Source organism: Acaryochloris marina MBIC11017, from assembly GCF_000018105.1.
Lineage (GTDB): Bacteria > Cyanobacteriota > Cyanobacteriia > Thermosynechococcales > Thermosynechococcaceae > Acaryochloris > Acaryochloris marina.
The window spans coordinates 3,082,026-3,098,236 of the sequence record NC_009925.1 but is presented as its reverse complement, the minus strand read 5'-3'; the positions used below and the strand labels follow the sequence as shown (position 1 = coordinate 3,098,236).

Here is a 16,211-nt window from a genome sequence, read left to right as displayed (position 1 = left end):
TACAAACTACAACGAACAGGAATGGTGATAGCGGGCAAATTCGGGACCATAGACTGTGCTCAAGCTTTCCCTAGACAGAGCCACTTCAGGAACTCCCTCACAGAGTAACGTGCGGTTAATACACAACACATGATCACACTGGCGCTGCACCATATTCAGATCGTGAGAGACTTGTAAAATGGCCCATCCATGCTGTTGTTTGAGCTGGTTCAGCAATTGGTAGAATTCTGCTTCCGCCCGCAGATCTAGACCTGCAGGGGCCTCATCTAAAATCAACAAACGACGCGGCCTAACCAGACAATAGGCCAGCAGGACTCGCTTAGTTTCGCCCCCCGATAGATCGCTGATCCGTTTTCGTTTCAGATGGAGCGCCTCCACCTGGCCCAGGGCTTGACGAACCGCAATCTGTCTCGCTCTATGCCCGGTCCAGGGCCACTGGAGACCGAGGGTATGCCAGCCTAAGCCCACCACTTCTTCGACGGTCATGGGAATCCGGCGATCGAAACTAAAGTTTTGCGGTAGATATGCGATCGCATCCCGAATCTTGGTTGGCAGTCGGCCTTGGGGACTCAGGGTATGACCCAGCACCTCTACCTGGCCCACCTGACGCGGGAGTACCCCCAGAACAGCTTGAATCAAGCTACTCTTTCCCGCGCCATTGGGGCCAACGATGGCCACATTAGTCCCCGGCTGCACGGCAAACGATACCTGTTCGACAGCAACATGCTTGTCGCGAACAACCGTTAGTCCTGAAACCCGCAGAATGGCCTCTGGCAAATTTGAACCTCCTAGAATTTCACCTGAACCCACTGGGGCAAGGTTGCGATAGTCCGTTGTCTGGGTCGCGCTGGCACCCAAGCTTGAGGCTGGTTACCAAAGGCGGTGGTCAGATTTTTAAGATTTTCTCGCATAGTTGTCAAGTAATAATCTGCCTCAAGGGCATCTGTTCCGCCAGTTTCTATGGGATCAAACGTGCCCACCTGAACCTTAAGATCCTGGGCCAGGGCTGCAAATGGGTTACCCGAAGCTTGAGGCTCAGACAGTAGGGTCTTCAGGTTCGAAGATTTCGCAGCGTTAATGACTCGCTTAACATCTTCGGGGGAGGCATTCTCGTGGGGAATGCCGACCAGATACTCCACCTCTAAATCATAGCTACGGGCAAAGTAGTCCGCAAAGTCATGATAGGTGACGAAGGTTTTACCGGCAAAGGGCTTCAGTTGCTCGGTAAATTCCGTATCGAGTTTTTTCAATTCATCGATGTAGGCAGCGGCATTGGCTTCATAGGTCGACTTCCCGTCCGGGTCCGCCTTAATTAGACCATCTCGAATATTTTCAACCTGCTGAATGGCTCGCTTCGGATCCAGCCAAATATGGGGATTATTTTCGCCATGGTCATGGTCATGGCCGCCTTTGGCATGGTCTTTCTCCTCGTCATGATCCTTGCCTTCAGCGTGGTCGTCGTCTTTATGATCTTCACCTTCAGCATGATCTTCGTCATGATCATGGTCCTTGTCTTCGGCATGATCCTCGTCTTTATGGTCTTCACCTTCATGGTCGTCGTGGTCATGCTCGTCCTCATGCTTTTCGCCTTTGTGCTCATCATGGTCATCCCCATGCTCTTCTTCGTTGGGAATAACGGCAATGCCTTCACTGGAGTCAACCATGGCTAACTCATTATTGCCCGCATTTTTGACCATGTCTTCTAGAAAGGCTTCCATTTCTAGACCGTTCATGACTAGAACATCAGCCTTGGCTAGCTTCTGGACATCTTCGGGTTTTGCCTGGTAGTCATGGGGACCAATATTGTTGGGCAAAAGCTGCGTCACTTGGGCACGATCACCGGCTACTGCTTTCGTAAAATTGGTAATGGGTAAAAAGGTCGTTGTTATCTGGAGCTTCGAGTCCCCTTGAGTAGAATTGGGGTCCTCTGAAGGAGTCGAGGCACAGCTACCCAGGGCCAGTGCCGACAGCAGAGCGATGGAGAGTTGGTATTTTTGCAGCCGAGAGGGACGAGAAGAGTTAGGGGTCATGGCAACATTCCTAATAGTTGAGACAAGGGCAAACGCAGGGCAATTTTATGGAAGCCAGGTCAGTGCAACCTGCTTGGCAAAGTAGGTCAAAATTAAATCGGCTCCCGCTCGTTTCATACTGGTTAAGGTTTCCAGCACTACGGACGGTTCATCAATCCATCCTCGTTCAGCGGCGGCTTTAATCATGGCGTACTCACCGCTGACGTTGTAGGCGACCACAGGTAGGGTGGTGGCTTGCTTAATCTGGCTAATAATATCCAGGTAAGCGAGGGCCGGTTTGACCATCACTAGATCTGCACCTTCACTCACATCTAAAGCCACTTCCTTCAAGGCTTCGCGGGCGTTGGCAGGGTCCATTTGATAGGTTTTCTTATCCCCAAACTGGGGAGCAGAGTCTAGGGCATCGCGAAAGGGACCATAGTAGGCTGAAGCATATTTGGCGGAATAGGCTAAAATTCCCACCTGGGTCCACCCGTCAGCATCCAGGGCTTGGCGCATGGCGCCCACTCGACCATCCATCATGTCTGAAGGACAGACAAAGTCAGCGCCTGCTTCGGCCTGACATAGGGCTTGTTTCACTAACACGTCTACGGTTTCATCATTGAGAATGACGCCGTCTTCCACAATCCCGTCATGGCCTGCACTGCTGTAGGGGTCTAGGGCCACATCAGTCATCACCAGAAGCTCAGGAAATTCCGCCTTGATCGCTTTAACGGTGCGAGGCACTAAACCCTCGGGGTTATAACTTTCGGTGCCCGCATTATCTTTTTGTTCAGCCGGGATAAGGGGAAACAGGGCAATGGCTTTAATCCCTAGTCGTAACACGACTGCCAATTCCTTGAGCAATACATCCAGGGAGTAGCGATAAATCCCGGGCATGGATGGAATGGCCTCCTCAATCTCCGTCCCCTCTCGCACAAACACGGGATAGATCAGATCATCGAGGGTTAACTGAGTTTCCCGCACCAATCGCCGCAAGGCGTCAGTGCGTCGTAACCGCCGAGGTCGATGGCGGATAGCAGGGGTGCTAACGGACGGATTGACCTCAGATTCTTGGGGCTTAGGTTGGGAAATGACCATAAGGATTGAGAAGAATGATAATCGTTATCATATCCTAGGAAATTGGACTAAGCAGAGGCTTCAGAAAATCTTTTTCTTTCGTGGGAATATCTCGGTACTGAGAGCTTTTTCGTTCTCAGGTTCTGACGATGCCATAGCATCTGTATATGCTGCTGCAGTGAGTTAGAACCTCAGCTTTGGCTAGATCCCCCAGTTAATCCTGAGGAATCTCGCTCAGACTCTTTATGAGTTATGGATGTGGATGAGATCGGCTAAGAGGTTAAACAGTCTCGAAGCTGATGCTGTAGTTTTGGGGCATCTAACTCGCGACCAATCAGGACGAGCTGTGTCTTGGGTATTCCAGGCCACTTGTCTGCGTCTAAGGTGTAGCGTTTGCCGCTGAGCTGGAAGATATAGCGGGGGGTAATGGTGCCAAACCATAGGAATCCCTTAGCTCGGAAGACGTTTTCTGACAGATCATCGGCGAGCCAATCTTGAAATTTGTCCAAATCAAACGGTTGATCGCTTTCGAATGCCATCGATACAAACCCATCATTGACGAGATGGTTGGAGTGATGGTGGTGGTCGTGGCAGTGAGGGGCATGGTGATCATGCGTCGTCTCAGCCATTGCTTTTGCTTCTGCGGTATAGCGCTCTGGCTGAAAGAGATTGGTATCTAAAATCAATGGCAGGGGGATGTTGCTGTTTTGCGATCGCAAAATTCGTGCCCCCCATTTCTGCTCTCGAACCCATGCCTCCAACGTATCTACCTGTTGAGGGGCAGCTAAGTCCGTTTTATTAAGCACAATAATATCGGCATAGGACACTTGATTAAGGGCGGCTTCACTCTCAAAATGTTGGGGGGAGAAGGCTTCTGCATCCACTAGCGTGACGATGGAATCTAGCTGGGTTAAATTCCGTAGGGGCGGCATCGCAAACGTGAGTGCTATGGGCAATGGATCGGCCACCCCCGTTGTTTCGATCACCAAGTGATCCACCTTCTCGTTCCGCTCCAAAATGCTGTAGACCGCTTCCACCAAGTCGTCGTTGATGGTGCAGCAGATACAGCCATTACTGAGCTGTACCATATCTTCTTCAACAGAAACCAAGAGCTGGCTATCAATATCGATATCGCCAAACTCATTGACCAACACCGCGACTTTTAGATCCTGGCAGTCTTGGAGAATATGGTTGAGCAGTGTGGTCTTCCCACTGCCAAGGAAGCCCGTAATAATTGTCACGGGCAACCCTCGTTTGGGAAGTTTCAGATCGGTTTGGGGTGAGGCTTGTTGAGTGGGAGATTGAATCATGAGTGAACTCCGGTTGAGGTGAGTGAGTTGGCTCTGGATGTATAAGCTTCAGGGCGAATCGCTGCAGCAGATAGTCTTACGGTCGCTTGGGAGCAGAGAGTTGTTTAAAGCGCCGCACACTTGTGGCGAGGGCGGGGGAAAGAGCAGGCGTCACCGTAGACATAGGTGCATGTGGAGTGAGGAAGTGCAATTAAAATGATAATCATTATCATTGACTACATCAAGCGGTGGCATTATATCGATACCTTATGCAGGGTGAGTAGTCTGTGAGATAGCAGAGTTTCCGAACCAGGCCGAATTGGAAACCCACATCGCTAGCGGCAACCCGGTGATGACCAACGTTAGATCCTAATTCTGCTGTGGGATCTGACGTTGAGAGATTATCAGTCAGTTGAGCGCACAAGTAGGTGGTAACCTCTTACCAGCAGTAGAGGTTGCTCCCGACACAACAAGTATGGCAAAACTTCCAAACGAGGTCTCTGAGAGAATCTGGAGATTAAAGCGGCAATTAGCTGATGTTATCGAGAATGCCAGAACTGCTGAGTTTGCCCTATTCAACACATTTGGTGAAACAGAACGGACAATTGTTTATCTTGATGATTTGCACAGTGTTGCGGAGCAAGCTACTGAGCGATTCTCCCAGTTTTCGAGTCTACAAATTCGGATTTTCAATGTTCAGCCTCATGTTCCAGGAGATATGCTAGAGCTAGTGATGCAGAGCATCTTGAATACGGAAGCTAGACTGCCAGCACTGGAACAAAGTATTCAAGAAATCAGGACTGAGTGGGAGTTACCATGACAAACCAACCATTGATGCCCGATCCATCGGTTGATCAACGTCTCTTAGATAACCTGAATCGCGCTCGTCTAGAAATTGAAGAATTAGGGTTGCAGCTCGATGGGGTGCTCGCTAGATTCGATGAGGAGATTCGTCAGCAAAGGCTGAAACGCATTCAGAAATCCTCAAATCGTGACAACAAGCAACCGCTAAGTCCCTGACTTGTCTAGTTAGGATTTGCAACAGATGGACTTAACACTTTGATGGTGACTCGATGATCTCTATCACCGCTGAAGCCCAATCAGTAGCGAATTGGTTTTTTATGGTAAGACGGTGATGCTTTAGACGCAGAGATCGTTGATTGTCACCGAGGTAGAAGTATGAATGAAGATAAGCTGATGCCAGTACATCCTGGTGAGGTACTTTTGAAGAGTTTCTCAAGCCAATGAATCTTAGTCAAAATCAGATGGCTCTGGCACTTCGAGTCCCTGCACGACGGATTAACGAAATTGTTCATGGAAAGCGCCGTATTACGGCGGATACAGCCCTTCGTTTAGCTCGTTATTTCAATATGTCGCCGCGCTTTTGGTTGGGATTGCAAATGGATTACGACTTGGATGTGGCTGAAGATGAAGTAGGGGAGCAACTGAATAGAGAAGTGGTTGCCCTAGGGAGTGAGCGTTCAAAGCAATAAGCGATCGCACAGGCATCGATTTCCCAAAATACCCCTAGGAGTTCTGCACAGCAAAGCCTTTGGTTTTACTATATTTCACGGTTTTGAAGGTGATTTGATTGTTGGCAGGATTATAAAGGGTATAGGTCGCCTGTCCGGGATGGCGGCCAACATTGCCTACACCAATGATGCGTCGAGGCGTGTATTTTTGTGCTGGGATCGTCTGAGTGCCATCCAGAGTCATAACCGTGGAGCGTAGATCTCCTGGCTCAATCCAACATTCAAAGGCGAGTCCTGAGCGGCCACAGAAGAGATGGTTGGCATCGGCTCGAATTAGGCGATCGCACCATTACCCTCTAACACTATCGAGCATCATCTAAGCGATTTAGACCCAAGGTTCTTTCTTCGCATCATCCGGCCTACGAGCGATCGCCATAGCCTATCAGGCAGCATGCGTGTAGTAATAGAAACGCCTGTCCATGTGGAGAATAGCGTAGCTTACCAGACTGGTCATTAGCTGCCTGATAAATCGCTTCAGCGACTTTCTGTGGCCCTGACAATGATTCATTTAGCCGCTTTCTGAAGGATTTCACTTGTTGCGTGAGTTCATGATAAGGACTGTCAACAGAGTTTGCCCATGTCGTATCGCTATGGATAAAGTTCGTTTTGATTCCACCTGGCTCGATGATTTTGACTCTGACATCAAATGCTTGCAACTCGTAGATGTTATCTGAGTAGATAAGTATGAATTACGTTGGTTGCCCCTGCTTTACAGTGACAGTCAGTTTTAATCCCAACTCACTCAATAGCATCAAAAGCATAGGCAAAGCTGGCATTTTTGATTGCTCAAGTAAGTGGTAGCACTTTTCCCAGTCAGCGTTGCTTGTCTGTGAGGTATCGACTGATTGTCTACGAGCTTCTGCAACATTTTTGAGTGCTAGCGCCACTTCTTCTGGACTTCCATCTTCAAACACGGCATCTAGATAAGCGGCTGCTTCTTCTTTATCCTTTAGCGATTCGACTAGGTACGAGTGGTAGCTTTTAGATGTTTTCTATTTTTTGTACTTTTGAAAGTCCATCCAATACTGCTGTGCTCTGAGGATATCCTTATTCTGCGTCTTTTTGTCTCCGCCACACAACAGCAAGACAACTTGCCGACCTGCACGAGCAAAATAAACTCTATATCCTGGGCCGTACTTAATTCTAGCCTCCAAGACGCCTTTGCCGACAGGCTTGAAGTCACCCATATTGCCCAGCTCAATCCTATCTAAGCTCTGCCTGATTTTGGCTCTTGCACGCCGATCTCGCAAACCTTCTAGCCACTGCGCAAAGGGACAGCTACCGTCTGGTCGCAGATATAGGCGAATTTCCTGTGGAGACGTGTCCATAGCTTTGTGCCTTATTGAGGGTCAACTTAATACATTTGTGAAACAGATTCAATTTTTACACTAAATGGTGTAATCATTGATTAATGTAATCTATCGCTTGGATAAATGCAATTCGACCGCGTGCGCCGTTGGAGTGGGTCTGCCAAAGATCTGACTGAAGAAATTCAGCATCAGACTGGTTTATTGAATATCTTGATAGAACCGCCTGCACTGCGGACAATTCGGCTTTGGCGATCGAAGAAACTACTCTCCCAACCTAAAGGTAAAAAGTTTGGGTTTCGCCAGATTTTAGAAGGATTGGCAACAGCGCTGCTCTTGAAAAGGGGCTGGACATTAGCATCCATTGGAGAAGTGCTGCCTAATTTTTCGGATGCTGATATGGAGAGGCAGATTTTAGCTGAGTCGGAAAATAGAGACCCCAACTGGTCGGCTGCGATCGCACAAGGTCATTCTTTTGCAGCTAGTCTACACAACATCATAGACACTGCAGAAGATGCTGTCGTTTTGCTGGCTCAAGGCATTCTGAAGCAGTACACGCGCGTTCTTAATCAAGAAATTGTCCGACAAAACGACAGCATGCCGTCCGAACTCTATCGAGCGATGTGTAAGCTAGGCCGCTTATACATAGAGGAGGGCACACCAGATAAAGCTGCCTGTGTCCATACTGTGCTAGATCGCGCCCGACACAGTTTCCGTTCCGAAGATTGGCGGTTAAAGGTTTTTAGTCAGAACGATTTTCGATTTTCGGATGTCGTTCTTATTGATCCAGACCTATATGTGCCCACGTCAGATTGCACTGAAGTCGCACAAGCTAATGGAGGCTGGGGGGAAGATAATGTTGTTGAGTACCGCCTGTATCAGCGACTCAAAACATATACAGAACAACTGGGCACCCGCAGACAACACCTTGGGTATACAGCACTCCGCGAACTTGCAGTTCGGCACTCACTCATCGGAGAAAAGGCACTTTGGGACTATCTCGAAGATCGTCAACTGTTGCCACTGCAAGAAAGGATTGTCGACACGTTCTTCGATCAAATCCCTGAGAGTTGGTTAATCAAAGGCAAAGCAAATCGATGTGCTTACTGCGGAACCCTGATGCACCCACATCCAAATGACCAGCGCTTTAAGGAAGGACGATGTCCGATTCGGCAATGTAATAGTCGCTATACGCCGAAAGTAAGTGAGGCGTTGGACCCGGAGCAGCATCGCCTACTCGTAGCGAAGCCTCAGATTCTGACCTATTGGACGGGCCCAGGTATTGACGAACTTGCCATTTTCGACACTGCGAAACAGCAAGGTCTCAGAGCTGAGCTGTACCCCGAGTCAGATTTGTGTGATGTATCACTCAATGACTACGAGATTGGAATTGATGCAAAATCATACATCAGCCCAGTTTCACTAGCACTGCGACTCAACCAAAGTATTGGTGGCTTGGTTTACTATCAGCGTCGCATCATTGCTATTAGCGATCAGCTCATTGCAGATAACCCGAGCTATCTATCTACTCTGCAATCTACATTGTCAAAAAAGGGCGATCCGGCAACGGTAGAAGTTTTGCCTGTATCTGCTGTGATCAAGCTTTTACAGGAGGTTGCTTATGCGAGTTAAACCTAATTTTTGGACCGGTCCGAACCAAATCTGTTGGCTCTGCGTTTTGATGGAGTCTTTTGTGGGCAGTGAGTCTTTAGAACATGCACCAGCGGTAATGTCCGGGATGCACAGCATACTGAATGCTTCTGCACTGATCGAGGCTCGCCAAGCTATTTTCAATATGAGGCAGATGTCTTTAGCCTATGTCACGCAGCGCTCTGTTAATCACGCGATCGCAATCTACAACAATCATCACTACCTGAAAGGAACGCAAGGCTCCTACCAAATCGATGCCCAAAACCTGACATTCGAAAGGACAAATCCATTAGAAGATTCTTTGATTACGCAAGCTAAGGAAATCTTGCGAGCGCCGCTTTCATACCAACCTAATACGACCAAGGTTGCAGAGGTAAGACAGGCAATGAGTGTTGCGCTAGGCACAGACTCCACATCGACGAGAATTCCAATTCCGCCGATCGAAGCAAAAATCGCACAAAGACATTACCATCCACTGAATCGACAGCTACAAGACAATATTCGAATTCCTCTCGAAGACTTAAAAGTACTGGCTGTCAAGATGGACGACCGGGAGGCAAACTATCCTGAACGGCGTCCAGGTCGATGGGCTAGTCGGCTAGAGAGATTTATGCTGACCGTTCCCACAGCAGATGGACTACAACCAACAGATACTTTGACTTTAGCGGGAATAAAGCATCTGATTGGATTACCAGGATCAGGGAAAACAACAATCCTTATTCTCATTGCTATGTGGCTAGCCCAAGAAAACTACAAAGCGATGTTCGTCTTTCCCTCTATTGAAGTGTCCAGGCAGTACATGGACGTTTTACAGTTTCATGCCGTTAAAGTCGGTATGTTGGTAGGGCAAAGCGATGAAACGCGCAGACGCCATGCCGATAATTTAGCAGAGGCGATCGCGGCAGCATATCCGAACAGAGGATTTTCCCATACGCTAGGCGTTGCAGATATTTTCAGTCTCAACTGTGTATTGCCTGCCTTTTCCAATGCGGACACATCAATGTGGGGGTTTGGCTACGCGCCTTGTAATGCTGTTCTGCAAAGTGACAGCAAAGGAGAGTTGAAACCCTGCTTGTGTCCACTTTGGACCATGTGTGGACGGAACAAATCCGTACGTGAGCTAACTACATCCAACATATGGGTCGGGCATATTCGCTCTATGGATACACCCGTCTCGTCTCATGCAGTACAAGTGCGAATTCGCTACTTTGAGCTGATTGCACGGACTTTTGATGTAGTCGTGTTCGATGAAGCGGATATGGTGCAGTCAAATCTAGATGCCTACGGCGCGGCAACACTGAGTATCTCTGGCTCAGAGAAATCTATTCACAGAACCATTCAAGAGCAAATTCACAGTCGTTTTGCAGGCAAAGACAATCATCGCCTAGCAGATCCCGATATTGCCACTTTTAGCTGGCACTTATCCGACTTTGGAAACCATAATAGTGCGCTCGTTACAACGGTTCAAAATCTCAATGAGTCTTACATTGGAGAAAAATACGAGAACCAGCTACTGACTGTTCTTAAAATCGTTAGCGAAATAGTAAACGAGAACGGGCAGAACCGATTGAATCCTGAAGAGAAGAAGCCCCCGACAGATGAGGGTAGAAGACTTAAGGTTAACCGCAGTCGGGCGCTGACTGATTTCTGGGAGACCGCAGCCTACAACGCTTTTTACAACCGTACTAGTAGCAATAGAGATGAGTGGAAAAACCTTTCTTTTAATGCGGCTACTCTAAGGATTTCAGAAACAGAGCTAGAAGAGAAACGAGACACGCTCATTCAACATTTTCAGCGCTATCTTGCAGAAGGCTTAGCGCAGCGAAGAGATGAAATCTCTCAGGAAATATCCCAGTTCTATCTATCAATTTGCTTTCCTGATCATTCATCGACCGGAAAGGAATCAGATGCTATCAAACTACTTATCGTAGTAACGTTCGTTATTCTTGGCTACCAGCGTATCATTCCAGGTACTCGGGCTCTAGTTGCAGAAGGTTTGATTCGGGATCCAATTATTCAATCCACAGCCTCGCGATCGCTACGGCGGATGATCCCAAGCAGTCTACTTGGCTCGCTCTCTGGCGTTAAATACACATTCTCTAAGGCACAAACAACCCGTACAAACGCTAGAAATGTAGAAATATCGTACGTAGCATTTGTAGGTGCCCCCCGAATGCTAATGTACCGATTTCATCAGTTGCTATCTCCAGACAATAATCATCGCGGCCCAGCGACTCTATTAACATCGGCAACTTCATTCCTGGAGGCAAGTCCTGCCTACAACGTAAACATCAAACCGGACTATCTTCTCAAACCTCTTGAACCTTTGTACAAAACTGAACCCAGTCGGTATGAGTTTAAGTGGCAGGCAGATAAAGAGTGGAGAAGCCAACCCCTACGTTACAGCGGAGCCGGAGAATCTAGAGAACGCAATCTCAAAAAAATGATTGAAGAACTGGTGAAGGGTGGAACGAGAAACGAAGATGCCCGGCAGTCTGAGATTTATAAATCTATCAATAATTTTGATGTTCGCGGTGGCCAAAAGCGGAAGGCAGCGCTCATTGTGAATAGCTATGAACAAGCAAGAATGGTTAAAACATTTCTAAATAGATACTATCCAGAGACCGGACGTCGCACTAAGGCGGTTGTTCGATTCCTTAAAGAAGGAGAAAAATCTGACGACTATGTAACAACGGGACAGTGCGAGTCTTTAGGTGATGATGATAGTTGCGACATTATTGTTTTCCCGATGCTAGCAATCGGTCGCGGCGTTAATATCGTTTTCACAAAAGGGCCGCGAATGCTAGATGCGGCGATTGGCTCTATTTACTTTTTGACTCGGCCGCATCCTACTAGCGACGATATGCAGTTGCTGTATAGCTTGGCAGGGCAGGCAACGCAGGATTTTGATAGCAGGACGTTTGGAGAAGAAGATGTGGATGCGATCGCCAATTCTTGGCAACAGGCCAGAAAAGACCTGTGGAGAACGGCTAATCAACTTCTGCGGGAGCCTATCATGGCCAGTCGCCTGAGTCCCGAGCTGTTTAAGGCTTTCACTGCGAACCAAATGGTTGCCATTCTACAAACCATCGGCCGAGGTATGCGAAACGGTTGCCCCGTCGCAGTTTACTTTGTAGATGCTGCTTGGGCTATGAACTCTGCTTTAGGCAAACCGGATTCAGGCAGAGACAGCATGTTAGTTCAAATGCGCAGCATTTTAGAAGACTGTATCAATCATCCCGATCCAACTGACCGTTCAATTTACCAAGAACTCTACGGTGCTTTTTTAGAACCCTTGAGAGAAATCGCTGGCGTTAAGTATCCCAAAGAGCCACAGCACCTTTCAGATGAGACACCCGAAACAGACGATTTCGACTCATACTCACATTTCTACGAACAGTGATTAGCTATCCATGACAAAATACTACATTCAGCCTGGTCAAATCAAAAAGCTGCGTGATGTTGCTTTGGCATTTACAGTTCCAGATGACTTACCGCCAATTCACGCCAGTGGCGTAACACTTGTCTGGACAAGGCAAGCTCTAAAGAGCTTTAGTGACATTCACAAGGCAGCCTATGGAGAAGAAGAAAAGTACAAAGAACTTCCCTATCAATCGTTAAGAGGACTACTGAACGTCCTAGTAAAAGAAATTGATCGAATTGAGAATCACTTGTGCTTAAAAAGCACTTTAATCAGAGAAATCCGCAGTAGCAATCCGCAAAATTATGACTTCGCACGTCTGATAGATAGCGATAACGATGAAGAGCTTTCAAAGAGATTGCGACTTGTCTTGAATAACTGGATTACTAATGACTTGAGACCGTTCTGCGAAAAGAAAGATATCCCTGAGAAATTACTAGAACAAATACGAGAGCTGGCTGAGAAAGGCAATCTCATACACAGTCGTCCCTTTGAAATGACTCTTCTGCCGTGGCCATGGCAGCAGAAAACTGGAACGACTAAAGCAGATCACGGCCGTGCCTACACGTTAGTTGTAGATTACATTGCTCGTTTAATTGCAGGCCAAGAAATATTTAAAGGCTGCGGTCCCATGAGGCGGGTCATCTCTAGCTACGGGAAATTTATGAGCAGTACTGCTGAGCTAGTAACTACCCCGATCTCAATAACGAATAAAGGCCGATTTAGTTTGGTGGTGAAGCTACAGCTCGTCACCTTTCCTTCAGTCCACCAGCCAGTAATTGAGATAGATGTCTCGAAGCGTCGATGGCTGGATTCACTTGAGGCACCTGATCGCTATCGCAACGATATTTTTGGTTATGCATTTTCTCCAGATTTGCCAGGCCGTACATTCAGCTTCAAAGTCGTCTGCTGCAAAGAAAACAAAGAGTGGAGTTGGAAAACAGCTAAAGACTTTGGTGCTATTCGCAATCAGCTAGATTTGGGTATGCAAGCATTTAGTGGACAAGACATTGTCCTGAAGAAGGCCGATTATGGTGGCTCACAGCTTGCCCTCACGCATCGAAACGGACTGGAAAAACATGGCATTGATGTAGGCGTACCAGAGACTGATAAGTTAGAAGCCTACGTAAATATAGAGAAATTAGTGCGTTCTATTGGCTTAGTACCTTTTACCGATTATGAGGTTGTCAAAAATAAAAGCAGCGGACGACAGAAAGAAAAAGAAATTAAGCTACCAACACTATTAAGCGCTATGCTCGAAGCACAAGAGTCTGAGTCAGTTAATTTTACACCAGACTACGTAAATAAACTTAGCGATAATCAGCTTGAGAAACAGATGAAAGAAAAATTTTGTCTTTCGTTAGAAGCTATTATCGCTGGGAGAAAGCGACTTCAGACTAAAGAATTAAAGAGGGAAGAATTTGAAGCACTTAAGGTGATCAGAGACCGCAACAGTAGTGCCCTAGAGAGAATATATCCAGGGAAAAAGCTATCTCTTTTCATCTTTTATCAAGACGGCTTTCAAAAAGAGCTAAGCTTCCTGGAAGCGACGGCTCAATTACTCTGGGGTAAATCCGTTGAGATTTTGACAAACACTTTACCACCAGACACACATGGATCAAAACACGATCTTCCAGAACCTAATAAAAAAGGGAAAGAGCGTTCTAAACAACGTCTTAAAGCATGGGAGTCAATCGCTAATCAAATTGCTGCAAGAGAGGAGCACACATTCTGCCTTGTGCTGGCTCCAAAGTTTTTCACAGACAATGGCATAGATAAACGAGATGATCCAATTAATAAACCATCTACACGAAGAGCATTAGCTAGCGTCGGTGGCGCTTGTGTACAATTTATCACTCAGATGGAGAGGACGAAGGAAGAGAGCAAAGTTGATTTAGTAGACTATTCCCGTCGAGCGCAGCAGGCGCTAAAAGATTTATTATCTGCGCATTCAGGTCGTGTCGAGGGCATCAAAGCCAAAGTTGACGAGTGCTTGAAGATACCGTCAGAATCTAAACCTAAAGAAATTATCGCTATCACTATCGTTCGGAAACAAAAGGGACGTGTGAGAGGGCGTATTGAAAGTACCTTTTTACCTATCGCGATTCGTATTCAGGTTGAAACGGGGCTATGCGATATGCGCTGCGCTTATGCAGACGAGAATAAGCTTGAGATAACTGAGTGGGAAAGATTTTCTGATGCACTCACGAAAGTTTCAGCGATTTCTCCCGTCAAGATAGGAAATAATCGTGAAATGCGCAAGAAAAACTTCATGCAGTTTGTCAGATGCGTTGTTTCTGACTCTGTTGAGAAAAACATGCATCCACTAATAATGGTAGATTCTACCAACTGTGCGTATTTATGGCCCTGGCTGGCTGATTCTCGTATAGATGCGAACGATATTCGCCTTGAAGGAGTTTCCAATTGGATGCATAAAGAATGGGCAGGTGCGAGATTGATTCGTATACGACAAGGATTTACGCCGGGAATCATTGAAGAGAAAGTACGCCACCTTATGGAAACGTTCATGGACGATGGGAGATCCTTAGATGAATTGAAACAAAGAGCTACAGCAGACCCAGATCTCAAAATCCCATCTGCCTCTAGTACGCTCGGCAAGCTATTCAGGCTATCCACATCTAACTCAACAGGATGCAAAACATACTTGTCTATCGGCAGTAGAGCTGTTCAGCAACAGTGGAGAGGTCAAAGCTGCTATCGTACTACTCAAGCACACACCGCTGTAGAGATTCAGAATGATGATGGATCCTCAGAAAATTCGGGTTTGACAAAGAAGGTAAAAACTATAAAAAATGCCGCTGGTCTCGAAGTACGAGAATTGTCTGAAAAAATGCCTTTCATAAAGCAATGGCCAACGCCCAATCCAATTGAGATTGTCGTGACCTTATGTCAGGAAGAAGACGATCCTGACCAAATAGCCTGTCTTGTTGAGTCTTTAAGATATGTAGTCGGGCACTATTCAGAATCTACGACTTTACCGGCACCACTATTTTTCGAGCGTGTTGTCCGGGAATACATTAGTGATTTCGAAATCATGGAAGAATCTGAAGATAGCGATTCTCCGTAAGAATGGATACATCGTTACACCTCATTGAGACTATCTGACATTGCATTTAAGCGAAAAACCTATCAGGAGCCGAAACCTTTTACTTTTTCTCTCTTTGTTCTTCCGTATTGGGCCTGCCCATAGTTGACAGTTCTAAAAGAGAGCTGGTTACTGCCTGGGCTATACAAGGTGTAGGTAGCCTCCCCAGGATTGCATCCGACTGAACCGACGCCGATGACGCGCCGGGCCGATTTGCTTTGGTCTTGGGTAGGTTGAGTTCCATCTAGGGTGGTGACGGTAGAGTTTAGCTGAGTGGGAGTGACCCAGCATTCAAAGGTGCGGCCTGAACGGCCACAGAAGAGATGGTTGGCATCGGCTCGAATCAAGCGATCGCACAATTGCATCGCCGGGGTATCCGGTGTGAGTTCATCCGCATAGCCCACGGTACTGCCGTGGATCAGCAGGCAGTCTAATTCGTGAAACCCAAAGTGAAGTGATCTCATCCACTGCACAGACTGCCGGGAGACCGATTCCCAGAGACGCTGAACCGCATCGGCTCCCTCTTGTTCTACCAGTTCTGGGGCATCGGGCAGGCCGCCCAACCCGTACAAATTAAAGCACTGTTCCTCCCACCAGCCGATACAAATTTGAGGTTCTAATTCGCCAACACCCGGAGACTGGAGTCGCTGGATCACGGCCTCGTTGTCTCCCTGGAAGCCCACAAAGTCGCCTAAGACATACAGGTCCGACACGCGCTGTCGGCGAATATCGGCCAGTACCGCCTCATAGGCGCCGAGATTGCCCTCAATCCCGCTTAAAATTGCCCACTGTTCCATTTTCTACCTCCTGAATTGGG

The 16,211-nt window shown here is 47.3% G+C and carries 12 protein-coding genes and 2 pseudogenes; 6 read left to right on the top strand and 8 right to left on the bottom strand.

What is annotated here, in order from left to right; all coding sequences use genetic code 11:
- Positions 1 to 6: 6 nt before the first annotated feature.
- The 4 genes from AM1_RS13955 to AM1_RS13940 all read right to left on the bottom strand — a co-directional run bounded on the left by AM1_RS13955 (position 7) and on the right by AM1_RS13940 (position 4,399).
- Positions 7 to 777 carry a metal ABC transporter ATP-binding protein gene (locus tag AM1_RS13955; RefSeq protein ID WP_012163500.1) on the bottom strand — a complete coding sequence of 257 codons (771 nt, stop codon included), beginning with the start codon at positions 775 to 777 and terminating at the stop codon, positions 7 to 9.
- Between the two features lie 11 nt (positions 778 to 788).
- Positions 789 to 2,030, bottom strand: coding sequence for a metal ABC transporter solute-binding protein, Zn/Mn family (locus AM1_RS13950; protein ID WP_012163499.1), 1,242 nt, complete (start codon positions 2,028 to 2,030; stop codon positions 789 to 791).
- Between the two features lie 45 nt (positions 2,031 to 2,075).
- Positions 2,076 to 3,110: a porphobilinogen synthase gene (gene hemB, locus AM1_RS13945; protein WP_012163498.1), complete on the bottom strand. Its 1,035-nt coding sequence runs from the start codon at positions 3,108 to 3,110 to the stop codon at positions 2,076 to 2,078.
- A gap of 251 nt (positions 3,111 to 3,361) precedes the next feature.
- The gene (locus AM1_RS13940; protein WP_012163497.1) at positions 3,362 to 4,399 is read right to left on the bottom strand and encodes a CobW family GTP-binding protein; all 1,038 of its coding nucleotides are present in this window, start codon (positions 4,397 to 4,399) and stop codon (positions 3,362 to 3,364) included.
- A 454-nt stretch (positions 4,400 to 4,853) separates the two neighbouring features.
- On the opposite strand from AM1_RS13940, the gene AM1_RS13935 reads away from it, so the two are divergent.
- The 3 genes and pseudogenes from AM1_RS13935 to AM1_RS13925 all read left to right on the top strand — a co-directional run bounded on the left by AM1_RS13935 (position 4,854) and on the right by AM1_RS13925 (position 5,871).
- Positions 4,854 to 5,198 carry a hypothetical protein gene (locus AM1_RS13935; protein ID WP_012163496.1) on the top strand — a complete coding sequence of 115 codons (345 nt, stop codon included), beginning with the start codon at positions 4,854 to 4,856 and terminating at the stop codon, positions 5,196 to 5,198.
- Positions 5,195 to 5,398, top strand: a complete 204-nt coding sequence (locus AM1_RS13930; RefSeq protein WP_012163495.1) for a hypothetical protein — start codon at positions 5,195 to 5,197, stop codon at positions 5,396 to 5,398. The genes AM1_RS13935 and AM1_RS13930 overlap by 4 nt, the downstream gene beginning before the upstream one ends.
- Positions 5,399 to 5,557: 159 nt before the next feature.
- Positions 5,558 to 5,871, top strand: a pseudogene (locus tag AM1_RS13925) (HigA family addiction module antitoxin).
- Between the two features lie 34 nt (positions 5,872 to 5,905).
- Here the strand turns inward: AM1_RS13925 and AM1_RS42175 are convergent.
- The 3 genes and pseudogenes from AM1_RS42175 to AM1_RS13910 form a co-directional block, all read right to left on the bottom strand.
- On the bottom strand, positions 5,906 to 6,094 hold the full coding sequence (locus AM1_RS42175) for a hypothetical protein (RefSeq protein ID WP_012163493.1): 189 nt from the start codon (positions 6,092 to 6,094) through the stop codon (positions 5,906 to 5,908).
- Positions 6,095 to 6,599: 505 nt separating this feature from the next.
- Positions 6,600 to 6,860, bottom strand: a pseudogene (locus AM1_RS13915) (helix-turn-helix domain-containing transcriptional regulator); the annotation flags it as partial.
- A gap of 42 nt (positions 6,861 to 6,902) precedes the next feature.
- Complete coding sequence (locus AM1_RS13910) at positions 6,903 to 7,238, bottom strand: type II toxin-antitoxin system RelE/ParE family toxin (RefSeq protein WP_041659856.1); 336 nt, start codon at positions 7,236 to 7,238, stop codon at positions 6,903 to 6,905.
- Positions 7,239 to 7,343: 105 nt separating this feature from the next.
- On the opposite strand from AM1_RS13910, the gene AM1_RS13905 reads away from it, so the two are divergent.
- Genes AM1_RS13905 through AM1_RS13895 form a run of 3 tightly spaced genes read left to right on the top strand, consistent with a single transcriptional unit; the run spans position 7,344 to position 15,376 of the window.
- Positions 7,344 to 8,849, top strand: a complete 1,506-nt coding sequence (locus AM1_RS13905; RefSeq protein WP_041659854.1) for a restriction endonuclease-related protein — start codon at positions 7,344 to 7,346, stop codon at positions 8,847 to 8,849.
- Entirely contained in the window at positions 8,839 to 12,270 is a 3,432-nt protein-coding gene (locus AM1_RS13900) for a pPIWI_RE_Z domain-containing protein (RefSeq protein WP_012163489.1), read from the top strand. Before AM1_RS13905 ends, AM1_RS13900 begins: the two co-directional genes overlap by 11 nt.
- A 10-nt stretch (positions 12,271 to 12,280) precedes the next feature.
- A complete protein-coding gene (locus tag AM1_RS13895) occupies positions 12,281 to 15,376 on the top strand; it encodes a pPIWI_RE module domain-containing protein (protein WP_012163488.1) in 3,096 nt (1,031 codons plus the stop codon).
- Between the two features lie 62 nt (positions 15,377 to 15,438).
- Here AM1_RS13895 and AM1_RS13890 read toward each other — a convergent pair whose 3' ends face one another.
- Entirely contained in the window at positions 15,439 to 16,191 is a 753-nt protein-coding gene (locus AM1_RS13890) for a metallophosphoesterase family protein (protein ID WP_012163487.1), read from the bottom strand.
- Positions 16,192 to 16,211 lie beyond the last annotated feature (20 nt).

Excerpts from the sequence above, each read along its gene's own strand:
- AM1_RS13935 (WP_012163496.1), top strand. The coding sequence starts at position 4,854 with ATGGCAAAACTTCCAAACGAGGTCTCTGAGAGAATCTGGAGATTAAAG.
- AM1_RS13900 (WP_012163489.1), top strand. The coding sequence starts at position 8,839 with ATGCGAGTTAAACCTAATTTTTGGACCGGTCCGAACCAAATCTGTTGG.
- AM1_RS13950 (WP_012163499.1), bottom strand. The coding sequence starts at position 2,030 with ATGACCCCTAACTCTTCTCGTCCCTCTCGGCTGCAAAAATACCAACTC.
- AM1_RS13895 (WP_012163488.1), top strand. The coding sequence starts at position 12,281 with ATGACAAAATACTACATTCAGCCTGGTCAAATCAAAAAGCTGCGTGAT.
- AM1_RS13905 (WP_041659854.1), top strand. The coding sequence starts at position 7,344 with ATGCAATTCGACCGCGTGCGCCGTTGGAGTGGGTCTGCCAAAGATCTG.
- AM1_RS42175 (WP_012163493.1), bottom strand. The coding sequence starts at position 6,094 with ATGACTCTGGATGGCACTCAGACGATCCCAGCACAAAAATACACGCCT.
- AM1_RS13940 (WP_012163497.1), bottom strand. The coding sequence starts at position 4,399 with ATGATTCAATCTCCCACTCAACAAGCCTCACCCCAAACCGATCTGAAA.
- AM1_RS13890 (WP_012163487.1), bottom strand. The coding sequence starts at position 16,191 with ATGGAACAGTGGGCAATTTTAAGCGGGATTGAGGGCAATCTCGGCGCC.
- AM1_RS13910 (WP_041659856.1), bottom strand. The coding sequence starts at position 7,238 with ATGGACACGTCTCCACAGGAAATTCGCCTATATCTGCGACCAGACGGT.
- hemB (WP_012163498.1), bottom strand. The coding sequence starts at position 3,110 with ATGGTCATTTCCCAACCTAAGCCCCAAGAATCTGAGGTCAATCCGTCC.
- AM1_RS13930 (WP_012163495.1), top strand. The coding sequence starts at position 5,195 with ATGACAAACCAACCATTGATGCCCGATCCATCGGTTGATCAACGTCTC.